The sequence below is a fragment of the Sphingobacterium phlebotomi genome, from assembly GCF_008180195.1.
Lineage (GTDB): Bacteria > Bacteroidota > Bacteroidia > Sphingobacteriales > Sphingobacteriaceae > Sphingobacterium > Sphingobacterium phlebotomi.
Map to the genome: position 1 here is coordinate 1 of NZ_VTAV01000022.1, position 17,062 is coordinate 17,062.

The 17,062-nt window shown below is 41.2% G+C and carries 15 protein-coding genes; 10 read left to right on the plus strand and 5 right to left on the minus strand.

Translation table 11 applies throughout. The features are described from left to right. Both FXV77_RS20180 and FXV77_RS20185 read left to right on the plus strand, forming a co-directional pair. Window positions 1-579: IS3 family transposase (locus FXV77_RS20180; protein ID WP_187444195.1), on the plus strand; the 579-nt coding region annotated here is incomplete at its 5' end. A 223-nt stretch (window positions 580-802) separates the two neighbouring features. Beyond that, a complete protein-coding gene (locus FXV77_RS20185) occupies window positions 803-1,330 on the plus strand; it encodes a transglutaminase-like domain-containing protein (RefSeq protein ID WP_187444196.1) in 528 nt (175 codons plus the stop codon). 315 nt (window positions 1,331-1,645) lie between these two features. Here FXV77_RS20185 and FXV77_RS20190 read toward each other — a convergent pair whose 3' ends face one another. Together FXV77_RS20190 and darG are read right to left on the minus strand one after the other, a co-directional pair. Further along, window positions 1,646-2,596: an Rpn family recombination-promoting nuclease/putative transposase gene (locus FXV77_RS20190; protein WP_148921053.1), complete on the minus strand. Its 951-nt coding sequence runs from the start codon at window positions 2,594-2,596 to the stop codon at window positions 1,646-1,648. A gap of 418 nt (window positions 2,597-3,014) precedes the next feature. Continuing rightward, window positions 3,015-4,454, minus strand: a complete 1,440-nt coding sequence (gene darG, locus FXV77_RS20195; protein WP_148921054.1) for a type II toxin-antitoxin system antitoxin DNA ADP-ribosyl glycohydrolase DarG — start codon at window positions 4,452-4,454, stop codon at window positions 3,015-3,017. On the opposite strand from darG, the gene FXV77_RS20200 reads away from it, so the two are divergent. From FXV77_RS20200 to FXV77_RS20230, 7 genes are all read left to right on the plus strand, one after another. Next, on the plus strand, window positions 4,453-4,635 hold the full coding sequence (locus tag FXV77_RS20200; RefSeq protein WP_148921055.1) for an NUDIX hydrolase: 183 nt from the start codon (window positions 4,453-4,455) through the stop codon (window positions 4,633-4,635). The two genes, darG and FXV77_RS20200, sit on opposite strands and share 2 nt — an antisense overlap. A 660-nt stretch (window positions 4,636-5,295) precedes the next feature. Next, window positions 5,296-8,379 carry a SusC/RagA family TonB-linked outer membrane protein gene (locus tag FXV77_RS20205; protein ID WP_246162541.1) on the plus strand — a complete coding sequence of 1,028 codons (3,084 nt, stop codon included), beginning with the start codon at window positions 5,296-5,298 and terminating at the stop codon, window positions 8,377-8,379. A gap of 11 nt (window positions 8,380-8,390) precedes the next feature. After that, window positions 8,391-9,902: a RagB/SusD family nutrient uptake outer membrane protein gene (locus FXV77_RS20210; protein ID WP_148921056.1), complete on the plus strand. Its 1,512-nt coding sequence runs from the start codon at window positions 8,391-8,393 to the stop codon at window positions 9,900-9,902. Window positions 9,903-9,913: 11 nt separating this feature from the next. Continuing rightward, window positions 9,914-10,774: a PKD domain-containing protein gene (locus FXV77_RS20215; RefSeq protein ID WP_148921057.1), complete on the plus strand. Its 861-nt coding sequence runs from the start codon at window positions 9,914-9,916 to the stop codon at window positions 10,772-10,774. Window positions 10,775-10,788: 14 nt separating this feature from the next. After that, on the plus strand, window positions 10,789-11,898 hold the full coding sequence (locus tag FXV77_RS20220) for an acyltransferase family protein (protein WP_148921058.1): 1,110 nt from the start codon (window positions 10,789-10,791) through the stop codon (window positions 11,896-11,898). A gap of 347 nt (window positions 11,899-12,245) precedes the next feature. Further along, the gene (locus FXV77_RS20225; RefSeq protein ID WP_148921059.1) at window positions 12,246-12,566 is read left to right on the plus strand and encodes a nuclear transport factor 2 family protein; all 321 of its coding nucleotides are present in this window, start codon (window positions 12,246-12,248) and stop codon (window positions 12,564-12,566) included. Window positions 12,567-12,798: 232 nt separating this feature from the next. Next, on the plus strand, window positions 12,799-13,329 hold the full coding sequence (locus FXV77_RS20230) for a GNAT family N-acetyltransferase (protein WP_148921060.1): 531 nt from the start codon (window positions 12,799-12,801) through the stop codon (window positions 13,327-13,329). Between the two features lie 131 nt (window positions 13,330-13,460). Here the strand turns inward: FXV77_RS20230 and FXV77_RS20235 are convergent, their stop codons facing one another. From FXV77_RS20235 to FXV77_RS20245, 3 genes are all read right to left on the minus strand, one after another. Continuing rightward, the gene (locus FXV77_RS20235; protein WP_187444197.1) at window positions 13,461-14,615 is read right to left on the minus strand and encodes a lipase family protein; all 1,155 of its coding nucleotides are present in this window, start codon (window positions 14,613-14,615) and stop codon (window positions 13,461-13,463) included. A gap of 35 nt (window positions 14,616-14,650) precedes the next feature. Continuing rightward, window positions 14,651-15,055 (minus strand): YkvA family protein, encoded by a 405-nt coding sequence (locus FXV77_RS20240; RefSeq protein WP_148921062.1) that lies wholly within the window; start codon window positions 15,053-15,055, stop codon window positions 14,651-14,653. A 97-nt stretch (window positions 15,056-15,152) separates the two neighbouring features. After that, complete coding sequence (locus FXV77_RS20245; protein ID WP_148921063.1) at window positions 15,153-15,449, minus strand: hypothetical protein; 297 nt, start codon at window positions 15,447-15,449, stop codon at window positions 15,153-15,155. Window positions 15,450-15,552: 103 nt separating this feature from the next. Here FXV77_RS20245 and FXV77_RS20250 point away from each other — a divergent pair, with 103 nt between their 5' ends. Beyond that, window positions 15,553-17,028 carry an aminotransferase-like domain-containing protein gene (locus tag FXV77_RS20250; protein WP_148921064.1) on the plus strand — a complete coding sequence of 492 codons (1,476 nt, stop codon included), beginning with the start codon at window positions 15,553-15,555 and terminating at the stop codon, window positions 17,026-17,028. The last annotated feature ends 34 nt before the right edge of the window (window positions 17,029-17,062 follow it).

Consider the following 17,062-nt stretch of genomic DNA (forward strand, 5'->3'; position numbering starts at 1 on the left):
CTGAAAACCATACATCCAAAAAAGAATCTGAGCAAAGCAAACAAGGCAGACTATAAATTTCCTTACCTGCTCAGGAATCTTAAGATCGAAAGGCCCGCTCAGGTATGGCAGGCGGATATCACTTACATCCCCATGTTCAAGGGCTTCATGTATATGTTTGCTATCATCGATGTATACAGCCGAAAGATAATGGGCTGGGACATATCCAATACAATGAATGCTGAATGGTGCAGGGATGTACTGGTAGATACGATCCAAAGGTATGGTAAGCCCGAGATATTCAATACCGATCAGGGGTCTCAGTTTACATCTGAGGTTTTTGTGAGGGTACTTCAAGAAAATGAGGTGAAAATATCAATGGATGGTAAAGGTAGGGCGCTGGACAATATCTACATTGAAAGGTTCTGGGGATCACTTAAAAGAGAGAAGATCTATCTCAATCCACCCAATGGAGGGGTTGACCTGTACAAACAGGTGAAGGATTATGTGCACTTCTACAACACCGAGAGAAGACACAAGTCATTAGGACGAATAACACCCGATGAAAAGTTCTATCAGGAAATTAAAAATGTATCGTAATTATATCTTAGTTTAGTAAAAAGTTGTCCAGCAAATAGGGAGTATCATAATTCAGCATGTAGATACCATAGTTTATTCAAGGGTTCCAACACGGTTTTTTGAAGAACATGGAGATCGGTTTGCTGAATTTGAGCTCGATTCAATCTCGGAAAGTATTTCTATTCAAATTTCAGCAGCGATAGACCTGTGGTGCAATGATTTTTCTGCTCCTAAAAGTGTAACTGTGCACGACAGCCTAGACGCCTTTCTATCAGCAGAAAAATATATTGAATGTGACAACGACCTCATCGTCCAACAGGCAGTAAAACTCAAGAATCATAAATCGGATCTCAAGACTATCCGAAACATACACGCTTTTGTACACAAAAATCTAAAATATAGCGGATACAATCCAAAAGATGTAGGAGCTGTTGCCGCTTTGCAAAACTTAAATGGTGATTGTACAGAATTTGCGGATCTTTTCGTGGCGCTTTGCCGGGCGAATAAGATACCAGCGCGTGTAGTAGAGGGTTATAAGACTGAAAATATTTCTATGGCACAGCATAACTGGGCAGAAGTCTTTCTCCCTGAGTTTGGTTGGCGAATAGTTGACCCCACGATCTCTTCTTTCCAGCAATTGGATAACGCCTATATAAAATTATCCTCTAATCGACACTTAAATGCATTGAATGGGTATCATTTCTTTTCTTACGTATACCGGGGCGATCCCATAAAGGTTACTGATAGGGTAACGACCAGTAATGTAAACTGAATCGGAAAAAGATGCTTCTTTCGTGCCATACGGAATTTACTGTCAAAAGAGCATACAGCCATCTGCGTTTTTGTGGTAGTGATGCGGAGTCGTGAGGGCTGGGATGGCAATATGGGCGAGATTTATGTAAAAGATATGTCGTTAGCGGTGAGTACGGAGGTTTAAAAGCCACCCATTTGTTAACATGTGTTAAACCTACACTAGGTAATGCAAATGGTACGTTAATTGTCGTTATATTTGTACTTCATAATTTAGGTTTATAATTGGTTAGTTAGTTAAAAATCCTGAAGCTCCCCGCTTCAGGATTTTTTGTTATTATTTTAGTTCTTCTATTTCTTCAGCCGATAAACCGGTAGCTTGGACGATATCTTCCACAGCCATATCCATGTTTTTCAGTTTTAGAGCAATAGCAAGGGCTTTCTGGTGCTCACCTTCTTTCAAACCCTCTTGACGACCCTCTTGACGACCCTCTTCAAGACCTTCTTCACGACCTTCTTCAAGGCCCTTTGCTCTCGCCTTTTCCTGTTCTAAAATAGCCGTCTGGCGGATCGACTCCGCATCCCACTTATTCTTTAAACTTGCATTGTACATATCGCGTTCCTCCTTATTTAACTTAGTATATGCCGCAATGGCGAACAGCTTCTCAAAAACTGGCTTTCGGAGATAGGTAGGCAGCTTATCCATTTTGGACATGTTTTTCAAAACATGCAGCCACCTGTCCAGATCAACCGTCAGTTCCTGTTCGCCTTTGGTAAAATTAACCAATTCTATGTAAATAAACCCAAGATGGTCGTAAAAAACTTCGCCGGAATCTCTGTTGCACAGACAGATGTCATGGAGATATTCCGTGCTACTGTTGCCATCAGGCATGGGAAAGCCATCCAACAGCACGATCACATATACCTCGCTGATCGTATAACCCCATCCCCTCCTGTTTCCTTTGGGTGCCTGATCTGCAATCAGTTTGCTGCCGTAGTAAAGCATACGTTTTTTTAGATTCGTCTGCGGGGTCCGCTGTACCTCGATAATGAACTGTTCACCGTCGCTTGCCGTGCACGTCAGGTCAAAAATGACCGTACCGACTTCTTCGATGTCCCCTACGTGTTCATTCTTGTTGTAATAGAGGTTCTCGATAAGCTTCCGTCCCCGGAACAGCTCGTTGAGAAAGGAGATCAATAGATCCTTGTTCGTCTCGGTTCCGAATATACGCTTAAAACCGAAGTCGGTCGTCGGATCGATAAATACAGGTGTTGCCTGTTGCTTCATAATAAGTAAATTTTGATGTACATAATTCTGATAATTGCGAAGCAAACTTAGGCAGTAGCACCCCTAAAAGCCGGTAAACAAACGCTTATAGTCGTTTATAAACGTTTAAAAACGGCTATGGATTATCGGGGCATGAACTGTTCACCGATTTTTTCACCGCAGTTACCGAGAAATATAAGAGGTTGGTCTAATCGTTATTCGGTAAATATGCCCACTACCCTACCTTTGAAGTATCAAATAAGAAATAGAAAAAAAACGAAAAAGCCAATCCTTTGAAAAACGTGGAATCGAACATGGTAGTTTCAATAGTGGGACATGTCGTGAGATATCTCCCAATGTTTAGTTTAGTTAGCAAATCCTGCACATGCAGGCTTTGCTTTTTTTGTTCCTTCAAAGTAATAGAAAGACTGCAAAACAACTACACTAGCGCAGTACGATAGTTATCTAAATGTTGACTAGCCAGCGCAATATGTTCCGGTTTAAAAAGATTTGCCTTCCGTTGATTCCATTGTTGGATGTGTTTCTGTATATCCTCAACAGATGCCACACCTGGTTGTTTGGCAGCATAATCGACAGATGCTAAAAGTTCTAATGCATATGTAGATTCGAATCCACGGATAAGCCCCAGGACAGACTCAACGCGATCGAGCTGGGTAGGGTTCAGCTGCGTCTTCACAAAACGCTCGACTTCGTCGTACCGTTCATAGTTAAGCCGAAGAGGTTCAAATGCCTTTGCTTGGTTTTGCTCTAACCCTTGGAGATAGGCGCCATTTAAGCTATACAACACATGGTTTAATTGCACTGCATACGGTCCATAATGGTGAGCAGTAAAACGCAACCGTAAATTCTCACCACTCTCTTGTAGAAAGTAAGCCAACTTATTTGCGGCAAACAAACTACTAATATCGCCCACTGACTCATAGTGGAACATCAGATAAAGCAGCATAGCTTTAGCAGGTGTCAATTTCTGTTCTTTCTTTTTGCCATCTTCTGCCTGAAGTAAACTTTTTATTTCACTGTTTGGCTCATAAACATAAATATCGATGTCTAATCCCTCGAGTGCTTCCGTAATCATGGGCTTTACCATATTCCAGTCCAGCCCTCCATTACCGCAGCCTAATGGTGGAAGTGCGACGCTTTCTATATGGTATTCTTGTAGGCTGCCCTTAAGCGCTTGAAGGCCATTTTCGATATATTCAATCTTTGAGGGCGACTTCCAGTGGGCCTTGGTTGGAAAATTAATGATATATCGTTCTCCGACAAGATCTGGCTCTTTCACGACCAACATCTCCCCGACTTGTAAGGTTCCATTTTTACATGCTTCTTTATAAACCTTATAGTTATACGGGAATCGTTGCTTAAATTGTAAGGCAATACCTTTTCCCATTACGCCAACGGTATTGACTGTATTAACCAGCGCTTGAGCGCTGGACTGCAGTAAATCACCTTGCAAAAAGTAAATCATATCAATAATACAATTTTCCATAAATTTAGCCAGTTTTACTTTGGCATGTCTATCCGTAAACACATATTGGAAGTCGGCCTCGATAATCTGTTTACTATCAATTACGAGATAGACAATATCCTCTTGTGGAAACTGGGTCACACCCTTGAAACCATGCATGATTAAATATAACATAGGAGAATGTCCCCAAAAATAAAAAGGAATGTATTCTCCCAAATTGCCGTATCCCACCAAAGGAATCGGATACTCGTGCCTGTCTGCTATAAGCTGAGGATGACCTATATTGATATATTGGGGATCTTTTAAAACGTGATTGTTACTGCACAGCCCGTGTCTCAAAATATATTCTATATTCTGCCAATGCACTATCCGAAATAGGTATACTGATTCCATGAAACTTCCGCTGAAATGGGAATTTTCGCTCCACCTCTATCCTTTCCTTTGTAAGTGGACTGGCGGTTTACTAGCTATTGCCGAACACGCGCAAGCTATCTGGGTAGATAAAAGCGAATTGCAAGATTACGATTGGGCGGAGGCGGATTTACCGATTGTTAGTGAAATATCCGAACTATGATTCTCTTACTGTTTAAGCATATCCAAAGACATACTAAATACCATTATCGATATCACCGAAATAATTAAAAGGATTACAGATCTTTTGTTCATTACCGGACACCTGCTGTTCGTCGGCGAACAACAGGAAGTCTTCCTAAAAAACACAAATACCTTTAAAACAACATATTGAACACTTTGGCAGCTGACTTGCAATCCTTTTGGCATGAACAGACAAGTAGATATCGGCATAGCGCATTCACCGATTTTTTTACCGCGGTTACCGAGAAATGTCGGAGCTTGGTCTAATCATTATTCGGTAAATCTGCGATCCACCCTACTTTTGAGATATCAGTGAACAACAACGACCGCGCAGGCAAAAAGGAATGTGTCTTATGCCGATAGGAAACTTTTTGTCAATTTAAAGTCGACAGTATGGCATCATAAAAATTGAGCAATCGTTTGTGTTTCATGTTAACTTGTCATTAAAAAATTCTTTCCTTATCATTGACTCCTATAACGCCTCATAGGAAACTTAAGTAGAATTTGACTAACAAACTTAATTCGATATATATGAAATAAGCATGTATCTCAAGAATCTTCTGATTAGCAATTTTAAACAACCTTAATGGTAAATAATGGTAGAAATATGATTTTTAACAACCTAACATCATGCATTTTCATGACGACAAAGCTGAGCACCATACTGGTTCTATGCTTAAACCTTTCGATGGCGAATGAGACGTTCGCCACTACAATCCCTATCCGTATCACCAATGAGTTCTTAGAGACGACAACTAGAGAAACAACACCAAGTATGCTGCAACAAACGCAGTCTACGGTGACAGGATCCGTACAAAATACGCTCGGGGAACCATTGATTGGTGTGAGTATTCAGGAAAAGGGAACCTCAAATGGAACATCTACTAACGAAAACGGCACGTTTTCGCTTCGTGTAGGATCTAAAACAGCAGTACTGGTCTTTCAGTCGATCGGCTATATTCCTCAAGAGATTTCAGCCGACCAATCGCCACTCAAGATAATACTACAAGATGAAGAATCTGTATTGGAAGAAGTAGTGGTAAGCGTTGGATATAGTAAAGTTAAACCAGACGAGTTGACCAGTGCTGTCAGTGTAATCAATTCAGAGGAACTAATTGATGTTACAGCAAATAACGTCGGTACAATGCTCCAAGGAAAAGTGACGGGGCTTCAGGTAATAAATAGTTCTGGTCAACCTGGAGCTACTCCCGAAATACGTCTACGTGGTGTATCTTCGATAAACGCATCACAACAACCATTGGTAGTCGTAGATGGTATTATCGGCGGAAATTATGATCCCAACGATGTAGAATCTATCACGGTTCTAAAAGACGCGGGTGCTACGGCAATGTACGGTTCACAAGCCAATGGTGGTGTGCTGATCATTACAACAAAAACTGCGAAAAAGAATGAGAATATGTTTGAGGCCCGTCTTACTTCGGGTTTCAAAACTGCCGACTTCGGCAATATGAAGATGATGAATGGAGCCGAATTATACGAACATCACAAGCAATTCTATCGCGATTATATCGTAGGTTCTACGGAAAATTCTTACAAAGTCGATCTAGTTAAATTCTATAACGAGCGTCCGTTATCGCTACGTGATCAAAATTACGACTGGATGAAGGAATCTTTCCGCGCCGCACCAACTACAAACGCGTATTTATCTGTACGAGGAAAGTCTGAAAAAAACAGCTACTATGCTGCACTCTCTTACTACGATGAAGGAGGGAGCTTCCTAAATACTGATTACAAAAGAGCCAATATAAGAGCGAACAGCCAATATAATTTTTCAGAGCGCCTGAACGTTAGAAACAACCTTAACTTAAGTGCAAGTATGGGTCGCAGCTACAATTACATGGAGATGTACTACACTTTTCTGAATTTGCCATGGGATAATCCCTATGACGAAAATGGGACGGTACGCTATGTAGACGGAAATTCACCATTTCCTTGGTGGTCTAGAGATAAAGTAAATCCGATCCACACAGTGGAAAACTCAGACCATCCCTCTAAAGGTTTCGATGCCAACTACGATTTTTCACTAGATTTCGTAATTACTCCCTGGTTGACATTCTCCTCGTCCAGTCGATTATCTGCTAGCTATAATAAGGGAACTAATTACTTCTCTCCTACTGTTGCTGGCGAACACAATGGTACAGGTTTTCTAGAAGAATCGCATTCGCTCTTTTATGGTGGTATCTCCAACAATTTACTACGTTTTGAACATTCTTTTGACAAGCACCGTATCAACGGTCTTGCAGGTGTAGCTATTGAAGGTGGTCGTAGTGAATTCTCCGGCGCCTCCGGCCGTGGACTTCCTGAAGGACTCCGCGTACTGAACGTAGTGTCCAATAACCAACAGGTTAATGGATATTTTAATAGAAACATTGTTCAGTCTATAATTTCCCAAGTGAACTACAACTATGATAGTCGTTATTATCTAACAGCATCTTATCGTATTGACGGCTCTTCCGCTTTTCCCTCAGGCAATCAATATGCAAAATTCCCGGCGATTTCCGGAGCGTGGTTTATCAGTAACGAGTCTTTTTTACAGAACAATCCTGTAATTAGTTCCATGAAACTTCGGGCGAGTTACGGCGTAACAGGTACACAAGATATAGGAAATACACGTTTTCTAGGTCTATTTGCGCTATCTAGTCAATACAACTCTGCGGTTGGAGCTATTCCTTACCAATTAGCGAACCCAGGTCTTACTTGGGAGAGCAAACACCAATATAATATTGGGATGGATCTGTCTCTTTTCAGAAGATTGAACCTAACGGTTGATGCATATAGAAATCTAACCAAAGATTTATTAATACAAGCATCCCAACCTCCATCCATTGGATTTGAAGTTCGTTGGGAAAATGCTGGTAACGTGACCAATACAGGTTTAGAAATAGGACTGGACGCTGAGGCGGTTAAATCCGATAATTGGAACTGGACAACAGGTTTAGCTTTCAGCTACAATGACAATAAGATTTCAGATCTACCTAGCGAAATTGTGCGAACCACCTCTAGAAGCGTCTCGCAGATATACCGCAACGGTGGGAGACTTTACGAGTTTTATATGCCTGTTTGGGCAGGCGTAGATACTGAAACAGGAGCTCCACTTTGGGAGAAACTCGAGCATGCCGAAAATGGTGATGTAGTGAATCGGACAACTACGTCCAACTACGCAGAGGCTACTCATCAAGAGGCTGGATCTGCATTAGCGAGATATCAGGGTGGCTTCAACAATACCGTGCGGTACAAAAATATTTCTTTTCAAGTTAGTACAGCGTTCTCTCAAGGCAATAAGGTGTTCAGTAATGATTTGAGATATGTTTTCAACGATGGTAACGAACCCTATTATAATCAGGTTCGTCGTCCAGAAGGAACAGTTGTATGGTCGAAGCCAGGCGATATTGCAACGGAACCGAGTCCGCAGAATGCCGCAAATGCATCTGAACCTTCAACAAGATTCCTGAAAGATGCATCTTATTTCCGTATACGCAACATATCGCTCGCTTATGATTTTGCTCCAAGCTTGTTGCAGAAGGTTAAGCTTTCTGGACTGACATTAGCATTCAACGTAGACAACGTGTTTACTTTCACCAAATTCTTGGGACAGGATCCTCAGACAACAATCGTATCTGAAAGCTTTACGATGCCCGGTGTTGCAGATTTCAAATATCCTAACAACCGTCAATTTCTGTTTAGCATCAATTGTAGATTTTAATAATTAAGAAAATGAAAATCAAAACTTTATCCATAATAGCACTAGGTGCCATGCTGTTTAATAGTTGTGATCTGGTGGTAGATCCATCTGATTCGCTAACTACGGGCAATCTAGTTAATACCAGTGACGGGTTACAGAATGCATTAAATGGTGCTTACTCTTTGTTCAAAGACCGTGTAGAGTTTAATGGCGTCGTTAGCTCGAACAACATGTACCTCCGCCAATACTATCAATTAACGGATTTCGCAGGAGATGATATCGTTAATGGACAGGTAACGACAGATCCTCTTTGGTACAGCTTTACACGAGATCATACGCCTACGCAGGCAAACACAAGATTTTTTTGGTATATCTCGTATAAAATTATCAATACAGCCAACACTGTTATTGAGGCTATTGAAAAAGAAGGAGCCAATGATCCAAATTCTGAACAGCTATTGGGAGAGTGTTACTTTCTCCGTTCTTTTGCGCATTTTAATCTTGTTCGTTTGTTTGCAAAACCTTATACACACGACCCAGAAGCCGCAGGTGTCATATTACGATTAGCCACAGACGAACCTTCAGCAAAGGCACGTGCCACGGTCCGTGAAGTTTTTGAGTCGATCGTAAATGATGCTGAACGTGCGGCCTCGCTTATGAATGCAACAAGAGGCTCACAATATGCTTCTAAGGAAGCTGCTTGGGCACTCCTGTCGAGAGCACATCTGTATATGGAAAACCATGACAAAACAATTGAATATGCCGACAAAGTGATTAACTCTGGTCGGTTTTCTCTATCCTCGACCAGCACGTATCAAAATTTATTCCCCAATGCTGTAACATCTCCAGAAACAATACTTTGTATTGCTTTTACCAATGTTGACGATTATGGCAGAGGATCTATAGCATCGATGCTTTATACTGACGGGAACTCGGGATGGGGAGAGGAATTTGCTTCTCAGTCGTTACGCGATCTAATGGAAGAACATCCGGAAGATGTGCGTTGGAAGTACATTGAAGAAGCTAAAGATGGTGGTGGAAACACAAGAAGGCTAAACGGGATACCGATTTATTACATCAAAAAATTTTCCTACCAAGATGGAAACCCTAACTTGAGTTCGCCTATCATGTTCCGCCTAGCGGAGCTGTATCTGAATAGAGCTGAAGCAAAAGCTAAAAGTAACCGGCCGAAAGAAGCACTGGACGACATTGACATCATCCGCACGAACCGAGGTCTTTCTGGAGAACTATATGAGGGAAAAACTCCAGCAGGATTAAGCGTTCTCCAAGCAGTGTGGAATGAGCGTCGTATAGAGTTAGCATTTGAAGGACATCGTTCGTTTGACTTATCCCGCAACAAGCAGGATCTGGTACGGGACTATTGGGGTTATCACCTTATAGGTCTTAAGGAGTCCGACATAAATCTCTCTGCTAAACCTACAGGATATTCTAATATTCGTGTCGATTGGCAGAGTCCTCGCAATATCTACCATATCCCTATTGATGAAATTATTAGCAATGAGTTAGTAACACCCAATCCGTAATCGAAGAAATAATGAAACAACTTAAATATCTGATTGTAGTATTCGCGCTGGTAGCCATCGCAGGATGCACAAAGTTTCAAGAGAGTGTAATTCCTGAAATTGATGTAATTTTCGAACTGGAGGTAAATGGTAATGATGTTCGCTTCAAAAACAATACCGAAGGTGCAAGTAACTTCCGCTGGGATTTTGGGGATGGAAAAGAATCTACCGATCCAAACCCGGAGCACCAGTACCCCGGCAAGGGAAAGTATGTGGCAACGTTGTACGCAACACTGGCTAACGGTGCAACTTATGAGGGATCAACAGTTATTAATATAGCGAAGTCTTCCCCTATTCGTACAGACGATAACAGCTTGACTGATTGGGATGAAATCAAGCAGCATGTACTCACTGGTGAATCAACAAGTGGTGTCGTAAATGAAGTTAAATTCGATTACGATGGTAACTACGTGTATGTTTACATGGATCTTAATGTAGCCCGGAATGCCGGCGATATATTTGACTTCTATCTAGATACGGACAATAATGCCGGAACTGGTTATCTAAGTGGCGCTTTTCCTGAAGGTGGATACGACGTGCTTTTGGAAGGACCGGTATTAAACCAAGAACTTGCTGTTTTTTACCACGAAGGTGATCAGGCTGCTTTCTCCTTCAGTGAACAATCTATATCGAGTTACTTCAGAGTTGGTAAAGTCGAGAACTCGGGTAATAACACGCGCTTCGAGATGCGTATTGAACGCGGGAAGCTGAAATTTTTGACCGGTAGCGCAATGCGTGTTGGCATTACGATTACGAAAGGCGACTGGTCTAGCCAGCTGGGGCGTGCCCCTGGTGATGGACAAGCGGCTTATCTTATTAATATGGACGAGTAACTAAAAACAGCAATATGACAACCAAAACGTCTGGCTCCCAGCGTGTACTCTCTTTGGATCTAATGCGAGGGTTAATCATGATCTTACTGGCTGCGGAAGCCTGCGGTCTATATAATGCACTAGCTGAGGCCTTCCCCACTGGTTTAGGCCATGCTATCGTTGCACAATTCTTTCATCATGAATGGCATGGCCTCCTTGCGTGGGACCTTGTACAGCCCGGATTTATGCTAATGGCGGGGTCTTCACTCTACATTTCCACTACTCGCAAATTTGAACGTGGTATCAGTTGGTCAGAAAATCTGAAGAGTGTGGCATCGCGGTCCCTAAAACTTTTTTTATTTGGTGCGGCTCTACATTGTGTTTATGCAGGACGCCTTGTATGGGAACTATGGAATGTGCTTACACAACTCTCTGTCGCTACATTAATTGCCTACCTTATAATACGCTGGACATCCATCCAACAGCTTTTGTTTAGTTTAGGCTTATTACTTCTTACGGAGCTCCTGTACAGAACGATAAACATCGCTGGATATGACCAACCTTTTTTAATTGGGCATAACTTCGGTACATACTTCGACATGCTCATTATGGGTAAAGATAACAGTGGTGGCTGGGTTGCATTCAATTTCGTTCCGACGGCAGCACATACGATATGGGGAGTGTTAGCAGGTAAATTGTTAGTGAACGGAGAACAATCTACAATACAAATCCGAAAAATGCTATTCGCTGGTATTGCCGGCTTATTGGCCGGTTACCTACTTGATTGGACTGATATAACTCCGATAATCAAAAGAATAAGCACTTCTTCTTTTGTGCTGGTTTCGGGAGGCTATATTATCTTATTCATGGCCTTGCTACGTTGGATGATAGACATTCGTGGATACGATCGATTTGCGTGGATTTTTGTTGTCATAGGGATGAACCCTATTTTCATTTATCTATTTTTCGAAACGATAGGTAAACAATGGTTTAACGCTACAGTAGGTATATTTATAGGTGGGGGCCTTGAAATAGCAGGAACTCAACCGACATTGATAGCGATGGCTGTTTCCCTTACCGCGCTAATACTACAGTGGTTTCTTTGCTATTGGTTGTACCAAAAAAAGATATTCTTTAAACTATAGTAATTAGTTAAAAATCCTGAGGCTCCCCGCTTCAGGATTTTTTTGTTCAGTACCGGACACCAGCTGTCCGCCGGTGAACAGCCTGAAATCTCCCTAAAAAACACAAATACCTTTAAGACAGCGTATTGAACACTTTGGCAGCTGGCTTGCCATTCTTTTGGCATGAACAAACAAAGAGATATATGTATAGCGCATTCACCGATTTTTTCACCGCAGTTACCGAGAAATGCCGGAGCTTGGTCTAATCGTTATTCGGTAAATCTGCGATCCACCCTACTTTTGAGATATCAAATAAGAAATAGAAAAAAAACGAAAAAGCCAATCCTTTAAAAAACGTGGAATCAAGCATGATTCTGAATACATACCTAGAAGCGGTTACCGTGGGTAGCATCGACCTGAACAAGTTCCTTTTTGCAGATGATTTCCAGTATAGCAACGTGAACAACAACGACCGTGCGGGCAAAAAGGAATACATTAAGTTCCTGAAAGCCAACAAGGGTAACAAATATGACTGCCGGAGCAGCTACGAGATCCTATCGCAGGACGGAAAGGTATGCGTAGCCAAAGCAACAATGGCATTTGATAACTTCACCCGCGTAGATTACATCACGCTGAACCAGGGCAAAGACGGCTGGAAAGTAAGCAAAGTGGAAACAACTTATCCGTAAAAGACTTTAGATTTTTGTTTCAATAGGGGGACATGTCGTGAGATATCTCCTGATGTTTAGTTTAGTTAGCAAAGCCTGCATCCGCAGGCTTTGGTTTTTTTTACCGCAGCAGTTAATTCAACAGTCCCAAGCAGATTTTATGGTTTATAAAAGGAAAATAGTATTATTGTAATATAGAACGCTCTCCTCAACGTGTTGTGCCACGTATAGTCGATGGATTATATAAACTCAAATGAAAATAACGATAAGACAAGAAAAACCAAAAGATTTCAAGATCGTATTCAAAGTGATAGAAGAAGCTTTCGAACCCATCCAATATAGTGACCATAATGAACAGTTTTTAGTCGACCGTTTGCGAAAATCAAAAGCCTTTATTCCTGAACTGTCTATAGTTGCGGAAGTTGATCACAGAATTGTCGGACATATTTTATTGACGAAACTGAAGATAAAAAATGATCAACATGAATTTGATTCGTTAGCGCTTGCACCGGTTTCTGTGGTTCCAGCATACCAAGGCAAGGGAATTGGTGGCTTGCTGATTAAAGAGGCGCACACAAAAGCGCGAACACTAGGACACCATTCCATAGTTTTACTCGGACACGAAAAATACTATCCGAAATTTGGTTACAAACAAGCTGATTATTTTGGAATTGAATTACCATTTGATGTACCAAAAGAGAATTGTATGGCAATCGAATTGACCAAAAATGGACTTGCTGGAGTTAGTGGAATAGTTGAATATCCGAAGGAATTCCATGAATAGAAGTTCCCCGCTTTAGGATTTTTATTATCATTCCAGTACTTCTATTTCTTCAACGGATAGGCCAACGAATAATCTTTCTTTGCTTATAGCTTTCTTTTTGAAATTATAGAGGTGAAGGAAAATTATCCATTTTATTTGATGGCGTGTAAAAAATACTCTCTCAAAAGGAATCTATAAGGTTCTATACCGTGATGAAAATATTTTGGCCCGTCCTTATAATAGTTCCAATATTTTTCATTGACGGCCAATATTATGGGCACTCCTGGACGCACAAAGTACGTGCTACCAACAGCCTCTGGTAATTGCAATTCAGGAAGAATATTATGAATAAATTTCCCCAAATAGTTGCCAAGATATTTTTGATAAGCGTCTGACGATTTTTTAGCGCGCTTTTTCATCCTATTGAAAGCGCTCTTGAGCATTATTCTTTTAAGAAAAGGCAACTCATCAAACCGCTTCATCAAGTTAAGAATAGGATTGGGCTCATTCATGTCAATATCGACCTGCTGTGTGGTAAAGGGCATTTCGGGAACAGGGTCTGCCGTATTTACGATACTAAAGCTCCACTGGGATAAATTGGCATTATCATAATCGTAAGCAAAATACATATTGCCCATCTTAGGGGCAGCACTTGCGTATGTTTTTACAAAAATGTCTGGATAAACTGACTGTTTCTTCATTTGCATAAGCCAGGCACTGAAATAGTAACACAATGCCCCTCCTTGCGAATGCCCTCCTATGATAAACTTTCGATATCCACTATTATATAGCTGTCTGATCTTTGGGGTAAGGTACTCACCCAGATAAGCAAATCCAATCAAGAACCCAGCATGGACAGCTGAACGATCATCAGATGCCAAAACATATTCAAAGGAACGATCCTTAGCTGTCTTAACAACGCCTTTAGCTGGAACCATCGCACAATAAAAGTCTTGCAAGATAGACCCTCTATCGGACGTCGTGCCCCGAAGTGTAATTACAACAGTAGAATCCTTCCTAATCCAAATATCGGCACGGTTGTCTAAACCAAGACTGGGTGTGCGATGATATATAGCATATCCTTCAACCATGTCCTCAAATTTGCTATCCAACGCGGTATCGAGAAAAGCAAGATTAAGTTGCAAGATTGCATCGCATTCCTGTGCATTGAAACCCGGTCCATACTCGAAAGATCCGGCATAGGAAACGCCAGTAAAGTGGAAAGACAGCAAAAATAAAAAGCTGAACAACGCATTGCGGATATAACATTTACATCCCCCAATAAGTATTAAAATCCTAAAAATCATGGCTATCGTACTTATGTAATTAAAGTCAATATTATCTAGCGAACACGGTTGATAGAACGATCTATTCCTATTTTCTTGCCTGCGACCCATTTTTGATACTTGATTACTTCAGACTTCAGCCTGCTGAGCGCGTAGCCGATAATGGCAACATCATCCACCCATCCTAAAACCGGTACGACATCAGGAATAGCATCAAGCGGAGAGATAACATACACAACAGTCGCTACGATAATCCCAAGATTTAGCTTGCCTATTTTGTAACGGCCTTTAATCGAATCGTTAGCCATCGCTAAAATAAGTTTAAATTCTGCTTTTCTTTCGGAAAGATGTTCCGCTAAATTATCGGCATCGGCTATATCTTTATTAGTAAGACTATATGTTTTGAAAATCTTGAAAAGCGCCAACGCTTTTCCCAAATATTTCAGTTTTTGTAGTACCATCGATCGAATAAATTTATTAACACGAATCACTTAAGACCAAATTTCGATCCATTTTTTAATCCCTGCCATCTTTACAAGCTTATAAGCTATCTAAAGGTCAAAGGTATCGAACTTCGTTATCCGTGAATTGCAAAGCTGCCCAGATATGGTTATCTTTGGTGAGATCGACGCAAGTTAGTGAAAACTTTCCGGGAAGCGGATATGAGCCATTCGACATCACATCGAAATCTGGCTGTTCATTATAGTAAAGGGCTTTAGTCGCTAGGTAACGTTCTTTGAATCGTTGCCTCTGTTCGAAGCTTTTGTACTCCACTGCCAGTCCAAGCTTACTGGCATGGCCAAGTGCCAAACACCATAGACGGTTCAACTCTGTATTGAAAACAGCGCTAGACATTTCTTTCTTAATCTCGTGAAGTTCATCTTTCTGCTTATGAAATAAGCAAAATTTCTCGTAAATTATACCGCATTAGTTTACACGTCGAGTGCTAGGTTTTTATATGGCAGTTCAAACATTACCTTTTGGTACCCTCATTGCTGTCGACAGACAGTCGGCAATTCCCATTTTCAGACAGATCGCCAATAGTTTGATAAAACTGATAAGAAAAGGAAAAATAAAACCTGGCTATCAATTGCCAGCAACTAGGGATATGGCGTCAATGCTAAAGTTGAATCGCACAACGATTGTCGCTGCTTATGAAGAGATGCAGGCACAAGGCTGGCTTGAAGTAATAAAACGAAAAGGTAACTTCGTTGCGCAACATTTACCGGTAACGAGCCCCAAATCATTTGAAGCGAGTACACAAGAAAGATTACTATCGCTGGATCAGAAAATATTTTATCGGCAGATTGCCGTACCGCAACCATTAACGAGGCAGTTAAAACCTTACCAAATGATGATCAATGATGGTTACCCTGATGCCCGAATTGCTCCTTTAGATTTGATAGTTGATCGTTACAAATTTTTATCAGGAAGAACGAACGTCCACAATAGACTTTTAGCTGATGGCTCGAAGGGAAGTAATTTACTGCGAACTGAACTTGCTCACTTTTTGTCCAAGACAAGAGCGCTTGACATTACACCTGAGCAGGTCTTGATTACCCACGGTGCACAATCGGCAATATCTATAGCAGCCAGCATGATACTCCAGCCTGGAAGCACCGTAGTGGTGGGCGATCTTAACTATCCGTTGGCTGATAGGCTTTTTGAACAGCAAGGTGCGAAGCTTATAAAGGTGAAGGTTGATCATAACGGCATCGATATCGACGAAATTGAGAACATTTGCAAACAATCCGTGCCAAGCCTCCTCTATATCGTTCCACACCACCATCATCCGACAACTGTTACGCTCAGCGCTGAAAGGCGAAACAAACTTCTGGATATTATCCGCCGTTATCGCCTTCCCGTAATCGAAGATGACTACGATTATGACTTTCACTATGAGAATGCTCCAATATTACCTTTGGCCAGTGCGGAACACGACAATTTTGTTCTTTACATTGGCTCAATTTCTAAAACTTTATCTCCAACTGTCCGACTGGGATACCTGATTGGTGCTGAAGATTTTATATGGCAAGCATCAAAGTTAAAGCAAGTTCTGGATATTCGGGGTGATGTATTATTCGAAGAATCTGTTGGTCATCTTTTTAATAGCGGCGAAATGCAAAGACATTTGAGAAGATCTGTTAAGCTATACAAAAGCAGACGAGATGAGTTCTGCGAAATATTAAATTCTTCGTTAGGAGATCATGCCAAATTCAATGTTCCTAATGGTGGTATGGCCGTCTGGACCTTATTTGACCCTGGATATTCTATACCCCAACTATCAGAAAGGCTTGCTGCTCAGGGCATATACTTAAATGATGGTAGTATCTACAAATATAAGGATGACACCAATGGAATGAGGCTTGGTTTTGCCTCACTGAATACAAATGAAATGCAATCTTTTGCACATACACTGAAAAAATCCCGATAGACGACCTTCCCAATATTCTGATACAACTTTTACT

Bases quoted from the DNA above. Each gene is read 5' to 3' on its own strand.
- FXV77_RS20190 (WP_148921053.1), bottom strand. From the start codon at position 2,596: ATGAAGCAACAGGCAACACCTGTATTTATCGATCCGACGACCGACTTC.
- FXV77_RS20200 (WP_148921055.1), top strand. From the start codon at position 4,453: ATGAAACTTCCGCTGAAATGGGAATTTTCGCTCCACCTCTATCCTTTC.
- darG (WP_148921054.1), bottom strand. From the start codon at position 4,454: ATGGAATCAGTATACCTATTTCGGATAGTGCATTGGCAGAATATAGAA.
- FXV77_RS20205 (WP_246162541.1), top strand. From the start codon at position 5,296: ATGACGACAAAGCTGAGCACCATACTGGTTCTATGCTTAAACCTTTCG.
- FXV77_RS20210 (WP_148921056.1), top strand. From the start codon at position 8,391: ATGAAAATCAAAACTTTATCCATAATAGCACTAGGTGCCATGCTGTTT.
- FXV77_RS20215 (WP_148921057.1), top strand. From the start codon at position 9,914: ATGAAACAACTTAAATATCTGATTGTAGTATTCGCGCTGGTAGCCATC.
- FXV77_RS20220 (WP_148921058.1), top strand. From the start codon at position 10,789: ATGACAACCAAAACGTCTGGCTCCCAGCGTGTACTCTCTTTGGATCTA.
- FXV77_RS20225 (WP_148921059.1), top strand. From the start codon at position 12,246: ATGATTCTGAATACATACCTAGAAGCGGTTACCGTGGGTAGCATCGAC.
- FXV77_RS20230 (WP_148921060.1), top strand. From the start codon at position 12,799: ATGAAAATAACGATAAGACAAGAAAAACCAAAAGATTTCAAGATCGTA.
- FXV77_RS20235 (WP_187444197.1), bottom strand. From the start codon at position 14,615: ATGATTTTTAGGATTTTAATACTTATTGGGGGATGTAAATGTTATATC.
- FXV77_RS20240 (WP_148921062.1), bottom strand. From the start codon at position 15,055: ATGGTACTACAAAAACTGAAATATTTGGGAAAAGCGTTGGCGCTTTTC.
- FXV77_RS20245 (WP_148921063.1), bottom strand. From the start codon at position 15,449: ATGTCTAGCGCTGTTTTCAATACAGAGTTGAACCGTCTATGGTGTTTG.
- FXV77_RS20250 (WP_148921064.1), top strand. From the start codon at position 15,553: ATGGCAGTTCAAACATTACCTTTTGGTACCCTCATTGCTGTCGACAGA.